We start from the raw sequence: 13,415 nt of genomic DNA, 5'->3' as shown, positions 1-13,415 counted from the left end.
CTCTGCTGTCTTCCTGCTTGCCGGTCCATGCTGTCCGGGTACTTCCCTGTGCGGGATTCCGCCGGGTCCATCCGAAAAAGATTGGTGTTTTTGTGCTTAATTGGGTTTCTCCGTCGGCTGCAGCCATGCGCGGTTGGAGGGCGCCTCAATGACAGAGACACTTTTCGGCGGACCCACGCTTCCCCCCGCCTATCCCGAGCGGGCTGCCTGGGGCACCGCCCCCAAGCTGCGCGCCTGGCAGCAGGAGGCGCTGGACAGCTACTTCAGCATCCATCCCAAGGATTTCCTTGCTGTGGCAACCCCCGGCGCAGGTAAGACCACGTTCGCCCTGCGCGTGGCGTCCATGCTCATCGATTCCGGTGTGGTCAACCGCGTGACCATCGTGGCGCCCACTGACCACCTGAAGCGCCAGTGGGCCGACGCCGCGGCGCGGGTGGGCATCGCGATCGACCCGAACTTCAAGAACGCCGACGGCCAGCATGGCCGCGGGTTCATCGGCGTCGCAGTGACCTACGCCCAGGTGGCCAGTAAGCCCATGCTGCACCGCGCCAAGACCGAGGCCGCCCGCACGCTGGTGATCCTGGACGAAATCCACCACGGCGGCGAGGCGCTGTCCTGGGGCGACGGCCTGCGCGAGGCGTTCGACCCCGCGGCCCGCCGGCTGTCCCTGACCGGTACCCCGTTCCGTTCCGATACCTCGCCGATCCCGTTCGTGGAGTATGCCGAGGACCGCGACGGGATCCGCCGCTCCAAGGCCGACTACACCTACGGTTACGGCAAGGCGCTGCGCGACCATGTGGTCCGCCCGGTCATGTTCATGGCGTACTCCGGCCAAATGCGCTGGCGCACGAGCGCCGGGGACGAAATGGCGGCCTCGCTTGGAGAATCCGCCGTCACGAAGGACATCACCTCGCAGGCCTGGCGCACCGCGCTGAACCCGGCCGGCGAATGGATCCCCGCCGTCCTTGCCGGCGCGGACAAACGTCTCAGCGAAGTCCGGCGCAGCGTCCCGGATGCCGGCGGCCTGGTCATTGCCACCGACCACGAGGATGCGCGCGCCTACGCCGGCCAGCTGAAGAAGATCACCGGCGAATCGCCCACCGTCATCCTCTCCGACGACGCCAAGGCCTCCAGCAAGATCGAGGAATTCACCGCCAGCGAGAAGCGCTGGATGGTGGCCGTCCGGATGGTTTCCGAAGGCGTGGACGTGCCGCGGCTGTCGGTCGGCGTCTATGCCACCTCGACCTCCACTCCGCTGTTCTTCGCCCAGGCCGTGGGGCGCTTCGTGCGTGCCCGCAAGCGCGGCGAGACGGCGTCGGTCTTCCTGCCCTCTGTGCCGCAGCTGATGGCGCTGGCCAACTCGATGGAGGCCGAGCGCGACCACGCCCTGGACCGCCCGGAGAAGGAAGACAGCGACGGCCTCTTCAATCCTGAGGACTCCCTCATGGACGAGGCGAACCGCGAGGAGAAGGCCTCTGACTCCCTGATGAAGGGCAAGTTCGAGGCCCTCGACTCCCAGGCGTCCTTTGACCGCGTCCTCTTCGACGGCGGCGAGTTCGGCACCGGCGGCGAGGTGGGCTCGGAGGACGAGCTCGACTTCCTCGGAATCCCCGGCCTGCTGGACGCTGAACAGGTCGGCACGCTGTTGCGCCAGCGCCAGCACGAACAGCTGAACCGGAAGAACAAGCGCTCCCCGCAGGCTGACGCCCTACCCGCGGCAACCCCGGCCGTGCCGGACCACCGGATGCTCATGGACCTGCGCACCGAGCTGGCCAAGAACGTCGCGGCCTGGTCAGCCCGCACCGGGACCCCGCACGGGGTCATCCACACCAAACTCCGCACCGTCTGCGGCGGCCCGGCCGTCGCGCAGGCCAACGAGGAGCAGCTGCAGACCCGGCTGCGGAAGCTCCAGGACTGGTTCATCGGCCGGAAGTAGCCGCAACAAAAAGACAACGGCAACACGCAAGAGGCAAAAGCAGAGGGCAAAAGTAGGGGGACCAGGCCGATGGCCTGGTCCCCCTACTGTTTACCCTGCTTTGTTTAGCGCGATTCGGCTACTGGCCTATCGTTACTGGCCGGTGCCGCAGACCTGGCCGTAGGTCTGGCCTGCCGCGGTGTAGTCGGCCTTCATTTCCTCGAGCTTGGCGGTGTCCGGGGCGGGCTTGGCCGACTCGTCAAAGTATTCGATGATGGTCTGCAGCGGTGCCCGCAGGTCCTCGGAGGCCGCCGCCTTGATGGGCCGCAGCTGGTTGGCAACCCTGGTCATGCCGGCCTTGTCCGACGTGGCTGACTGGGCGGAGACCACGGTCTTGACCCGGGCGCAGGTTTCCTCGTTGGTCAGCTGCGGCGTGGCCGAGCAGCCGGCCGCGCCGAGCAGCGCTCCGGCGGCAATCAGAACGGTCAGGGTTTTCTTCATGGTGTACTCCGGGGTTCTACGGGTCGGTCATTATGGCAAGGCTGGCGATAGGGCAAGGATTTCGAGTCTACTGCGGCGGCGGGCTCAGAGGACATCGACGCCGCCGAGCTCCATCTCGGCCACGGCGTCGTCCAGGTCTTCTCCGATTCCGACCGTCAAACCGCGCAGCACCGTGACGGAATAGCCGGCCTGGACGGCATCCAGGGCGGTCGCCTTGACGCAGTAGTCCGTGGCGATCCCCACCACCACGATGTCCTCGACGTCGTGGCTCTGCAGCCAGTCGTCCAGACCGATCGCATCGTCGCCAACGGCGAAGGGACTCAATGCTTCGTCGGTGTCGGTGCCGGTGCCCGTGCCGGTGCCGGAAACAGGCATGGCACCGGGCTTGCGGTCCCCGGTGGGGACGTCGTCCTCGGGGGCCAGAAGTCCTTCGAAGCCGGAGTATGCCGCGGCGAACTGGCCTTTGCGGAAGTACGCCTGGATGTGTTCGGGATCGAGATCGGGATGCAGGTCGGCCCCGCGGGTGCCGGCCACGCAGTGCGGCGGCCAGCTGTCCACGAAATCAGGTTCCTCCGAGAAATGCGCACCGGGTTCGATGTGCCAGTCCTGGGTGGCCACGACGTGGTCAAACTGGCCATGGTGTGCGTCAACGTACTCGCTGATCTCCCCGGCGAGGTTCGCCCCGCCGGCGACGGGCAGGGCACCTCCCTCACAGAAGTCGTTTTGGACGTCAACGATGATCAGGGCGCGGGACATTTAGTCCTCCTCGTAGATGGTGGGGATTGCCGCCTCGCCGCGCTGCAGCCGGTTGACCACCGCGGGAAGCTCCCGCATGGTCTCCGCGTGGCGCCGGCGCGCGCGCTGGACCCCCTCGGGGCCGGTCCACCCGGGCAGGAGCTCGCCGTTCTTGACGAACTGCTCCAGCAGCGGACGGTCGTTGCCGTCGTCCTCCGGGTGATGGCCGACGCCGACGATTTCAGCGGTGGCGGTCCCGCGCTCGTTGAGCCTGCGCAGCGCGTACTTCCGGCCGCCCTTGCTGGACTTGTTCTTGGCGGCTTTGGCGACGGAGATGAAGTCGCCTTCATCGTCGGTGCGGCTGACGAGCTTGTAGACCATGCTCGCCGTCGGAGCACCGGAACCGGTCACCAGCGAGGTGCCCACGCCGTAGGCGTCCACCGGGGCGGACGCCAGCGCCGCGATCGCGAATTCGTCGAGGTCTGAGGTCACCACGATCTTGGTGTGGTCGTTGCCGAGTTCGTCGAGCAGTTGCCGGACCCACTGGGCCTGGGCCACGAGGTCGCCGGAGTCCAGCCGGACGGCGCCCAGCTTGTCCCCGGCGAGGTCGACTGCGCTGCGGACGGCCGCTTCGACGTCGTACGTGTCCACCAGGAGGGAAGTGTCCGGCCCGAAGGCGGCAATCTGGGCCTCGAAGGCCTCACGCTCGGTGTCATGGAGGAGGGTGAAGGAATGGGCGGCCGTGCCCACCGTCTTCAGCCCGTAGCGCAATCCGGCCTCCAGATTGGAGGTGCTGTCGAACCCGGCAATGACCGCGGCGCGGGCTGCGGCGGCCGCCGATTCCTCGTGCGTCCGCCGGGACCCCATCTCGATGCACGGACGGGTTCCGGCCGCGGAGATCATCCGGGAGGCGGCCGAGGCGATCGCGCAGTCATGGTTGAGCACGGAGAGCAGGTACGTCTCAAGGATGCAGGCCTCGGCGAACGTGGACTCCACGATCAGCACCGGGGAGTTCGGGAAGTACGCCTCACCCTCCGGGTAGCCCCAGATGTCGCCGGAAAAGCTGTAATCGGCCAGGTACTCCAGGGTCTGGTCGTTGACCACCTTGGTCCGGCGCAGGTAGTCCAGTTCAGGCTCGCCGAAGCGGAAGTTCGCGATCCCCTCCAGCAGCCGGCCCGTGCCTGCCACGATCCCGTAGCGGCGCCCGTCCGGCAGCCTCCGGGCAAAGGCCTCGAAGACCGATTTCCGGTGGGCTGCGCCGGACTGCAGAGCACCCTGCAGCATGGTCAGCTCGTAATGGTCGGTGTACAGGGACGTGCGGGGACGGTCCCAGCCAGCGGAGGTACTCACAAATTCACTCTAGTGTGCATCCCCATAGAATGGACAGATGACCCTCAGCGTTGCGCTCGGCCCCGACACACGGGAGAGCACCCAGACCGGAACAGTGACGTCCGGCGACGTGCTGACCGCCCCGGACATCCCCTGGAACCTCGTGATCTGGAACGATCCCGTGAACCTGATGAGCTACGTGAGCTACGTGTTCCGCAGCTATTTCGGCTACTCGGAGGCCAAGGCCAACAAGCTCATGATGGAGGTCCACAAGAAGGGCCGCTCGATCGTGGCGCACGGCAGCAAGGAACAGGTGGAGCAGCACGCCGTCGCCATGCATGGCTACGGCCTCTGGGCGACGGTGGAAAAAGCCACGGGCGGCAACGCGGGCGGCTCCGGCAAAGGCAAGGGAAAACGTGGCTAAGGCATTCAAGTACGGGCTCAAGGGCATCAAGGGCTATCTTGAGCCGGCCGAGCGGGAACTGCTGCGAAGCCTCTTTGACGACGTGATTTCCATGCTTGAACCGGAGGTACGCGCCAACGAGGACCCGCTGGCCGCCCTGGTGGGCCTGGACACCGAGGCCCGCGAACCCTCGGACCGCGCCATGCGGCGGCTGCTGCCGAACGTGATGAAGAACGACGACGACGCCTCCCTTGAGTTCCGCCGCTACACCGAGCGGTCGCTGCGCGAAAACAAGATCGGCGCGCTGAAGGCGGCCGCCCTGAGCCTGGACCGGGACGACCTCGTCCTGACCCCGGACGACGCCCGGCACTGGGCCACCGCGCTCAACGATGTCCGGCTGGTGCTGGCCGAACGCCTCGATATCCGTGACGACGCCGACGCGGACAACGTCCACCTCATGCAGGACTGGGCCCAGGCCGAGGACGTGGAAAGCTACCTGGCCCTCGTGTACAACTTCACCACGTGGCTGCAGGAGTCGCTGGTCCAGGCCATGGTGCACTCGCTCGATGCCCGGCGCTGAGCGCGGGCGTGTGACCCATGAGACACGAGTTGCACGCCACAATGTGATGGCCGCCCCCGGGGGGAAGCCCTATCCTCGAATAATCATGACTTCAGCATCGAGTATGGATCCGGCAGTGGCTGCTGCGGACTCCCCAGCGAGCAGCACCGCAACCGGCCCCACGGGCCCCGAACCGGCATCAGAGCTGGGGTCGCGCCCCATTGGCGTCTTCGACTCCGGCGTCGGCGGCCTCACGGTGGCCCGGTCGATCATCGACCAGCTGCCTAACGAATCCATCCTCTATGTCGGGGACACCGCGCACGGGCCCTACGGGCCCCTTCCCATCGCCGAAGTCCGGGCAAACGCCCTCGGCGTTATGGACGAGCTCGTGGATTCCGGCGTGAAGCTGCTGACCATCGCCTGCAACTCCGCGTCCGCCGCCGTGCTGCGCGATGCCCGCGAACGCTACACCGCCCGGTACGGGATTCCCGTGATCGAAGTGATCCAGCCGGCCGTGCGGCGCGCCGTCGCGGCAACCCGCACGGGCCGGGTGGGCGTGATCGGGACCTCGGCCACGGTGGGCTCCCGCGCCTACGAGGACACCTTTGCCGCGGCCCCGGACCTGGAGATCACGTCGGTGGCCTGCCCGGCGTTCGTACCGTACGTGGAGGCCGGAATCACCACGGGACCGGAACTGCTTGCCGTCGCCCGCGAGTACCTGGCACCGCTCAGGGCCGCCGGGGTGGACACCGTGGTGCTCGGCTGCACCCACTACCCGCTGCTCACCGGTGTGATCTCGTTCGTCCTGGGCGAGGACGTCACCCTGGTTTCCAGCGCCGAGGAAACGGCCAAGGACGTCTACCGGGCTTTGGCCTCCCGGGGCCTCGAGCGCACTGACGCCACGGCTCCCGAGCACAATTTCATCGCCACCGGCGACGCCGCGCAGTTCGAGCACCTCGCCCGGCGCTTCCTTGGCCCCGAGGTCCTTAGCGTCCGCCACGTGGACCACGTCGCGGCGCAGTACCCCACCGGCAGCCTCGCCCGGATCACCCCCGAGATGATCGCCGCCGCCCAGGCCGTCACGGGCCGGCCGCGGATCTCCAATTTTGTGGGCGGATCCGCAGGCGGGGGAACACTGCTGTGAAGCTGACCATCGTGGGCTGTACCGGGTCCTTCCCGGGGCCGGGCTCGCCGGCGTCGTGCTATCTGCTGACCGCCAACGACGGCGAGCGGAACTGGAAGATCGTCCTGGACCTCGGCAGCGGGGCGCTCGGCGCCATCCAGCGCTACACGGACCTGGAGGACATTGACGCGATCTTCCTCACGCACCTGCACCCGGACCACTGCATGGACCTGTGCGGGCTCCACGTCGCCGTGCGCTGGAAGCCGGGCGGCTGGGGACGGGGCAGGATTCCGGTGTGGGGGCCTGCCGCCACGGCCGACCGGATGGCCACGGCGTACGGCCTGGACCTGGATCCGGGCATGCACGAGGAGTTCGACTTCAGCAACTGGTCCGAGCGCAAGCCCGTAAGCGTCGGCCCGTTCACGGTGACGCCCTATGCGGTGAACCATCCGGTCGAGGAGGCCTACGCCCTCCGCGTGGAGGTCACCGAGCCCGCCACGGACGGCACGCCCGTGACCCGCGTCCTGAGCTACTCCGGTGACACGGACTCCTGCGCGGGCCTGGAGGACGCCGCCCGCGACGCCGACCTCTTCCTTTGTGAGGCGGCGTTCGAGGAGGGCCGCGACGACGAGATCAAGGACGTGCACCTGACCGGCAAGCGGGCGGGGGAGGCCGCCGTCGCCGCCGGGGCGCGCCGACTGCTGCTGACGCACATTCCCGTCTGGACGTCCCCCACGACCGTCATGGCCGAGGCCAAGGACGTCTTCGGCAAGGACGTGGCCGTCGCCGTCGCGGGTGTGCACTACACCGTCTAGCGGGCGTTGAAGCCTGCACTGGCCGCCCGTGCCAACCGCCGGCGCGGGCGGGACCGGGTGAGTCGATAAGCTAAAGGCATGACTTCCCAAGCTCCCAGTGTCCCCGTCATCCGCGCCGACGGCCGTACTCCCGACCAGCTGCGACCGATCAGCATCACGCGCGGCTGGTCCAAGCAGGCCGAGGGTTCGGCCCTGATCGAGTTCGGCAACACCCGGGTCCTGTGCACGGCCTCCCTGACCGAAGGCGTGCCGCGCTGGCTCAAGGGCGAGGGCCGCGGCTGGGTCACCGCCGAATACGCCATGCTGCCCCGGGCCACGAACACCCGGTCCGACCGTGAGTCCGTCAAAGGCAAAATCGGCGGCCGCACCCACGAGATCTCCCGGCTGATCGGCCGCTCGCTGCGCTCCATCATCGACACCAAGGCCCTCGGCGAGATCACGATCGTGCTGGACTGCGATGTGCTGCAGGCCGACGGCGGCACCCGCACCGCGGCCATCACCGGCGCGTACGTGGCACTGGCGGACGCCATCCGGTTCGCCCGCGAGAAGAAGATGATCGCCCGCAACGCCGAGCCCCTCATCGACACGATCGCCGCGGTGTCCGTCGGCATCATCGACGGCGTCCCGATGCTCGACCTGCCCTACGTCGAAGACGTGCGTGCCGAGACCGACATGAACGTCGTGGTGACCGGTTCCGGAAAGTTCGTGGAAGTCCAGGGCACCGCCGAGGGCGCGCCCTTCGACCGCGACGAGCTGAACAAGCTGCTGGACCTGGCGCTGCTGGGCACCGAGCAGCTCGCCGCCATCCAGCGCGACACCCTCGCGGAGGCCCCGTGACGGAGACTCCCTCCGCGGACCGGCCGGCAGCTGACGGCCCGGCCCCGCGGCTCGTCCTCGCCACCCACAACAAAGGCAAGCTCCGGGAACTCCGCGAGCTGCTGCGCGGCCAGGTGCCCGGGCTCGACGTCGACACGCAGGTGGTGGACGCCGGCGCCGTCGGCGCCCCCGACGTCGCCGAGACCGGCGTAACGTTCGCCGAAAACTCGCTGCTGAAGGCGCGGGCCGTGGCCGAGGCCACGGGACTCGTGGCGATCGCCGACGACTCCGGACTTTCCGTGGACGTGCTTGGCGGCGCGCCCGGGGTCTTCTCGGCCCGCTGGTCCGGCCGGCACGGCGACGACGCCGCGAACCTGCAGTTGCTGCTCGCCCAGCTGGCCGACGTGCCGGATGAGTACCGCGGTGCCGCGTTTGTCTGTGCCGCGGCGCTCGCGGTGCCCGGGTCCTCGCCCGACGGCGGCCGGGAGGTCGTGGAGTACGGGCAGCTCGAAGGGACTATCTTGCGGGAGCCGCGCGGGGAGGGCGGCTTCGGCTACGACCCCGTCCTGCAGCCGAGCGGGCTGGACCGCAGCTGCGCCGAGCTCAGTTCCGAGGAGAAGAACGCCATCAGCCACCGGGGCCATGCGTTCCGGGCGCTCCTCCCGGCCATCGTCGAGGCCCTGGCCGGGAAGTAGCCGGCTGGAGTGGCCACGCCAGGCGCAGAACGAAGGAAGGCGCCCCACACGGTGGGGCGCCTTCCTTGTTTACTGCGGTGTCCACAGCTGCGCTTACTGCGGCACTGCGCTAAGTCTTGGGCTACGGGGTCCGGCGCTCTTCTTCCGGCTCGTGCTCTTCGATGAACTCTTCCACGACGTCCGTGCCGTACTTCTCGGCCTGCCGCTTGGCGATGGCACCCCGGATGACCTCAATGGCGATGGGGATCACGGAGACCAGCACGATGGCGATGAAGATGATGTCCAGGTTGTCCTTGACCCACGGCACCTTGTCCCCGAGCAGGTAGCCGAGGAGCGTGACGCCGCCGCCCCACAGCACCGCGCCGATCACGTTGTAGGTGAAGAATTTGCGCTTGCTCATCTGCGCGACGCCCACGATCACCGGGACGAAGGTGCGGATGATCGGGACGAACCGGGCCAGGATCAGGGCCTTGCCGCCGTGCTTTTCGAAGAAGGCATGCGCGCTATCCACGTTTTCACGCTTGAACAGCTTGGAGTTGGGCCTGTTGAACAGGGCAGGACCCGCCTTGGACCCAATCAGGTAGCCCACCTGGTTGCCGACAATCGCGGCGACGATGATGAGCGCGGTCAGGACCCAGATGTTGACCTGGATGGTGCCGGTGGCCACAAGCAGCCCGGCCGTGAACAGCATGGAGTCCCCGGGCAGGAAGAAGCCGATCAACAGCCCGGTTTCGGCGAAGATGATGCCGCAGATAAGGAGGACCACCCACGGCGCGAAGGCCGGATTCGCCAGGAAAACCTGCGGGTTGAGCCAGTCGGGCAGGAAGGAGGCCAGCTGCGGCTGGACGGGGCCGGCACCGCCAAGGGCGGACACGGCGAGGTCGCTCATTGCTATTACGTTCACCCGTTAAGGGTACTTGACGGCCGCCGGCCGGACCCGGGGCCCGTTCCCGGTGCGGGGGCCGCCGCCCGCGGGCGGTAAAGTTGGGCCGTGACTTTGGACTTTACGGCGATCGACTTTGAGACCGCGAACGGCTTTCGCGGTTCGCCGTGCGCTGTTGGCCTGAGCAAGGTCCGCGGCGGCGTCGTCGTCGAGGAAGCCTCCTGGCTCATGCGGCCACCGGAAAACCATGACACCTTCGATCACCACAACGTCCGGATCCACGGCATCCGGCCGGACCAGGTGGCGGGACTGCCGCGGTTCGGGGAACTGTTCCCGGAGATCGGCGCGTTCATCGGCGGCGACGTGCTGGCGGCCCACAATGCAGCGTTCGATCTCGGCGTGATCCGCTCCGGCCTGGAGGTGTCCGGGCTGGCCGGACCCGCGTACGACTACGTCTGCACGGTGATGTTGTCCCGGCGCTGCTACTCCCTGGTGTCCAATTCCCTGCCCTACGCCGCCGAGGAAGCCGGCGTCCCGCTGGTCAACCACCACGACGCCGCCGAGGACGCCCGTGCCTGTGCCGGCATCCTGATCGACATCGCCGCCCGCAACGGGGCGGCGAGCATCGCGGAACTCTATCTGTCGCTGGGAATGGCGGTGTCGCACCAGCCGGCGTTCGACCCCCGGCACGACCCGCTGTCCAAGGCCACGCTGGCCGCGTTGGACGCGCTCGCGCAGGGAACTGCCGGCGCACCTGTTGGCCGCCGGTTCGTGGCCGGGTGGCCGGAGGAAGGCCCCAACCCGGTGCCCAACGCCGCCGCCAGCCCGGACCATCCGCTGTTCGGCCAGACCGTCGTGTTCACCGGCGAACTGGCGATTCCCCGCCCCGTTGCCAAGGTCCGCTCCGCCGAACTCGGCGCCACGCCTGAAAGCCGGGTCACGGCCCGCACTACCGTCCTGGTGGTGGGCGACGGCTTTGTGGCCGCGGACCTGCGCTCGGGCCGGCTCACCGGCAAGGCGCGCCGCGTCCTGGAACTGCACGAACGCGGGCAGCGGATCGAGGTCTTGTCCGAGGGGGAATTCCTCCAGATGGTCGGCGGTCACCTGGCCGCAGCACCTGCCTGAACCGGTCCCGCCTGAACTGGTCCTGCCTGGAGCGGCCCTGCCTGGAGCGGCCCTGCCTGGAGCGGCCCTGCCCGAGCAAGCAGTCACATGGCGCAACAATCATTCCCGCCACGGCGCGCCCGCTCGTAGCCTTGGCGGATGAGCAAACCCACGGATGCGCAGGCCCCCGCAGTGCCGTCGACATCGGTCCCGTCGACCCGCGGCATTGACTGGCGAAGGGTGTTCGCGTTCCCAAACCCGGTGAACGAATACGCAGCCCGGATCACCGCCGCCCTGGTGGTGGCGCTTTCCGCGGTGACCCTGCTGACCGGTTTCGGCTGGGGGCTAGCCATCATCGCGGCCGGGTTCTGGCTGCGCGTGCTGTTCGGCCCCCGGATCTCGCCCCTGGCCCAGCTCTCGGTCAAGGTCCTGACGCCTTGGCTCGGGCGGACCCGCCTTGTTCCCGGTCCGCCAAAGCGATTCGCCCAGGGCATCGGTGCCGCCGTATCGACGGCGGCCGCATTGCTGCTGGCTGCGGGCCTCGCGCCTGCGGCGTGGGTCCTGCTCGCCGTGCTGATAGCCGCCGCGTCCCTTGAAGCGTTCGCCGGCTTCTGCCTCGGCTGCACCATTTTCGGCTTCCTGCAGCGCCGCGGGCTCATCCCCGCGGATGTCTGCGAAGCCTGCAACAACATCTCGCTCCGCGGCGCCTAGATCCGCCGAAGCTACGCGCCGGTGACGGCCGCCAGCCTCGCCGCCATGCCGCGGATGACCTCCGGCGCCTCGAGCGCCGCGAGCCAGTCTGCCGGCAGGCACCGCTCGCCGTAGAACGCCCCCAGGATGTTTCCCACGATCGACGCCGTCGAGTCGCTGTCCCCGCTGTGGTTCACCGCGACGGCGATCGCCGCGCGGAAGTGCGCCTGGGCATCGGCCTCGGCAGTGTTGACCTCCGCAGTGCCGGCGTCCGCCGTCGCCGTTTCTGTCCCGGTTTCCGGGGCGGTGGCAAGCACGGCGTACAGCGCCACGGCCAGGGCTTCCTCGGCCACCCACCCCTCGCCGAGTTCGCTGACCAGGTCCTCGGGGCTGAGCACGCCACCGCCGCCGGGCAGGTCACCGGGCAGGTTGCCGGCCAGCCGCAGGGCCGCCTCCAGCCTTGCCACAACGTCCGGATCCGGATCTTCGCCCTTGCGCAGGATGCCGCCGCGCAGGTGCCCGAGGGCCGATTCCGCCGCTTCGCGCAAACCGCGGCCGGACGACAGGGCATGGATGACCAGGCTGAACACTCCTGCGCTCTGACGAGCCGCGGGGTGCCCGTGCGTCAGGGATGCGGCATCGGCACTGAGCTTGTAGACCGTACCGGGTTCGAGGTGGGGGATCAGGCCGAACGGCGCCGAGCGCATCACGGTGCCGCAACCCTTCGAATCCGGATTGACCGGTCGCTTCACGGTGCCCATCTCGCCCGTGGCGAGTCCGCTCAGGCACGCCTTGCCGGGCGAACGACGGATCTTCAGGACATCCTGGGCATCGATCCAGCGTGGCGGCTGGAACGGGGCCGACGCCGGCACCCCGACGCCCTGGGTGCCCAGCCAGCGCAGGTACGCGAGCCACAGGCACGCGTTGATGTCCGATGCCACGCCGTCGTTGGCCCATTCCAGTGCTTCGAGGAGGCCGTCCGCGGTGTACAGCGTCATTTGCGTGTCGTCGGAGAACGGGCTGCCGGCGTCGAGCGCGGAAAAATCTTGGAGGCCCGCGGGCCCGAACCGGGCGCGGATCGCGGAAATGTCGTCGAACTCGACGGCGTAGCCCAGCGAATCACCGAGCGCACCGCCCAGCAGGCAGCCGTGGATGCGCGAGCCGTGGGCCGGCGCGGGGGAGTGTGGCTGGCCGGGTGTTGGGGCGGGTGCGGGGCTGGTCCCGGGCTCGGTGCTCATGCCCTCAAATTTACCCGGCGCTGCCCGGCACTCTGCAATGCCGCCAACCCCCTACGGGGACTGACTGCCGGGGACTGGTGCAGGGCGTCGGCGGATGCGGAACGCCGGTAGGGTGCTGTTAGGACCCGTCCAGCGGTCATGCGAAGCAACCGCCGGCGGCGTATCCGTCCGGCAGTGGAGGAAACGAATGCGCGAACCAGCGTGGCGGAAGACCGGGACCACTCCCGATTACAGGTTCTCCCTGGCCAACGAGCGGACGTTCCTGGCCTGGATCCGGACATCCCTGGCCCTGATTGCCGGCGCCCTGGCCATTGACCAGCTGGCCCCGGAAATCGCGCCCGGACCCGTGCGCATTGCGCTGTGCGTCATCCTCGCGTTCCTCGGCGCGGGCCTCGCAGCCCTGTCCTACCGCCGGTGGGGACTCATGGAGGCTGCCATGCGGAACAACAGGGAGCTGCCGTTCTCCGGAGTGATGCTGGTGATGACGATCGGCGTCTCGGTTGCGGCGCTGGTGTTCGCCGCACTGATCCTGGTGGCGCGGTGAGGCCACATGCGGCCCGGGACCCCGGACTGCAGCCCGAGCGGACATCCCTGTCTTGGCGCCGGACG

15 protein-coding genes are annotated in these 13,415 nt (G+C 68.5%); 10 read left to right on the top strand and 5 right to left on the bottom strand.

Translation table 11 applies throughout. The features are described from left to right. Positions 1 to 148: 148 nt before the first annotated feature. Positions 149 to 1,936: a DEAD/DEAH box helicase gene (locus AC1DR1_RS03755; RefSeq protein ID WP_229993837.1), complete on the top strand. Its 1,788-nt coding sequence runs from the start codon at positions 149 to 151 to the stop codon at positions 1,934 to 1,936. 132 nt (positions 1,937 to 2,068) lie between these two features. Here AC1DR1_RS03755 and AC1DR1_RS03750 read toward each other — a convergent pair whose 3' ends face one another. The 3 genes from AC1DR1_RS03750 to AC1DR1_RS03740 form a co-directional block, all read right to left on the bottom strand. After that, positions 2,069 to 2,416, bottom strand: coding sequence for a hypothetical protein (locus tag AC1DR1_RS03750; protein ID WP_229993838.1), 348 nt, complete (start codon positions 2,414 to 2,416; stop codon positions 2,069 to 2,071). An 84-nt stretch (positions 2,417 to 2,500) separates the two neighbouring features. Further along, on the bottom strand, positions 2,501 to 3,172 hold the full coding sequence (locus AC1DR1_RS03745) for an isochorismatase family protein (RefSeq protein ID WP_476966711.1): 672 nt from the start codon (positions 3,170 to 3,172) through the stop codon (positions 2,501 to 2,503). Then, a complete protein-coding gene (locus AC1DR1_RS03740) occupies positions 3,173 to 4,501 on the bottom strand; it encodes a nicotinate phosphoribosyltransferase (RefSeq protein ID WP_476966710.1) in 1,329 nt (442 codons plus the stop codon). Positions 4,502 to 4,538: 37 nt separating this feature from the next. Between AC1DR1_RS03740 and clpS the strand changes: the two genes are divergently transcribed. The 6 genes from clpS (at position 4,539) to rdgB (ending at position 8,891) form a co-directional block, all read left to right on the top strand. After that, positions 4,539 to 4,904: an ATP-dependent Clp protease adapter ClpS gene (gene clpS, locus AC1DR1_RS03735; RefSeq protein WP_091559570.1), complete on the top strand. Its 366-nt coding sequence runs from the start codon at positions 4,539 to 4,541 to the stop codon at positions 4,902 to 4,904. Next, entirely contained in the window at positions 4,897 to 5,463 is a 567-nt protein-coding gene (locus tag AC1DR1_RS03730; protein WP_229993841.1) for a DUF2017 domain-containing protein, read from the top strand. Before clpS ends, AC1DR1_RS03730 begins: the two co-directional genes overlap by 8 nt. Before the next feature lie 103 nt (positions 5,464 to 5,566). After that, the gene (murI, locus tag AC1DR1_RS03725; protein WP_476992245.1) at positions 5,567 to 6,586 is read left to right on the top strand and encodes a glutamate racemase; all 1,020 of its coding nucleotides are present in this window, start codon (positions 5,567 to 5,569) and stop codon (positions 6,584 to 6,586) included. Next, positions 6,583 to 7,380 carry an MBL fold metallo-hydrolase gene (locus tag AC1DR1_RS03720; RefSeq protein WP_476992195.1) on the top strand — a complete coding sequence of 266 codons (798 nt, stop codon included), beginning with the start codon at positions 6,583 to 6,585 and terminating at the stop codon, positions 7,378 to 7,380. Before murI ends, AC1DR1_RS03720 begins: the two co-directional genes overlap by 4 nt. Positions 7,381 to 7,458: 78 nt before the next feature. Then, the gene (rph, locus tag AC1DR1_RS03715) at positions 7,459 to 8,217 is read left to right on the top strand and encodes a ribonuclease PH (protein WP_090581458.1); all 759 of its coding nucleotides are present in this window, start codon (positions 7,459 to 7,461) and stop codon (positions 8,215 to 8,217) included. Further along, the gene (gene rdgB, locus AC1DR1_RS03710) at positions 8,214 to 8,891 is read left to right on the top strand and encodes an RdgB/HAM1 family non-canonical purine NTP pyrophosphatase (protein ID WP_476966708.1); all 678 of its coding nucleotides are present in this window, start codon (positions 8,214 to 8,216) and stop codon (positions 8,889 to 8,891) included. Before rph ends, rdgB begins: the two co-directional genes overlap by 4 nt. 121 nt (positions 8,892 to 9,012) lie before the next feature. On the opposite strand, the gene AC1DR1_RS03705 is transcribed toward rdgB, so the two are convergent. Continuing rightward, entirely contained in the window at positions 9,013 to 9,780 is a 768-nt protein-coding gene (locus AC1DR1_RS03705) for a VTT domain-containing protein (protein WP_229993871.1), read from the bottom strand. A 102-nt stretch (positions 9,781 to 9,882) separates the two neighbouring features. Here AC1DR1_RS03705 and AC1DR1_RS03700 point away from each other — a divergent pair, with 102 nt between their 5' ends. Together AC1DR1_RS03700 and AC1DR1_RS03695 are read left to right on the top strand one after the other, a co-directional pair. Then, positions 9,883 to 10,899, top strand: coding sequence for a 3'-5' exonuclease (locus AC1DR1_RS03700; protein WP_476966707.1), 1,017 nt, complete (start codon positions 9,883 to 9,885; stop codon positions 10,897 to 10,899). A gap of 138 nt (positions 10,900 to 11,037) precedes the next feature. Next, a complete protein-coding gene (locus AC1DR1_RS03695) occupies positions 11,038 to 11,589 on the top strand; it encodes a DUF4395 domain-containing protein (protein ID WP_476992194.1) in 552 nt (183 codons plus the stop codon). Positions 11,590 to 11,600: 11 nt separating this feature from the next. Here AC1DR1_RS03695 and AC1DR1_RS03690 read toward each other — a convergent pair whose 3' ends face one another. Then, the gene (locus AC1DR1_RS03690) at positions 11,601 to 12,806 is read right to left on the bottom strand and encodes an ADP-ribosylglycohydrolase family protein (protein WP_476992193.1); all 1,206 of its coding nucleotides are present in this window, start codon (positions 12,804 to 12,806) and stop codon (positions 11,601 to 11,603) included. Positions 12,807 to 12,993: 187 nt separating this feature from the next. Between AC1DR1_RS03690 and AC1DR1_RS03685 the strand changes: the two genes are divergently transcribed. After that, positions 12,994 to 13,350, top strand: a complete 357-nt coding sequence (locus tag AC1DR1_RS03685; RefSeq protein ID WP_476992192.1) for a YidH family protein — start codon at positions 12,994 to 12,996, stop codon at positions 13,348 to 13,350. Positions 13,351 to 13,415 lie beyond the last annotated feature (65 nt).

The sequence above is a fragment of the Arthrobacter sp. P4_F10 genome (genome assembly GCF_056401435.1).
The sequence above is the reverse complement of the archived record's forward strand: the minus strand, read 5'-3'. Positions and strand labels throughout refer to the sequence as shown.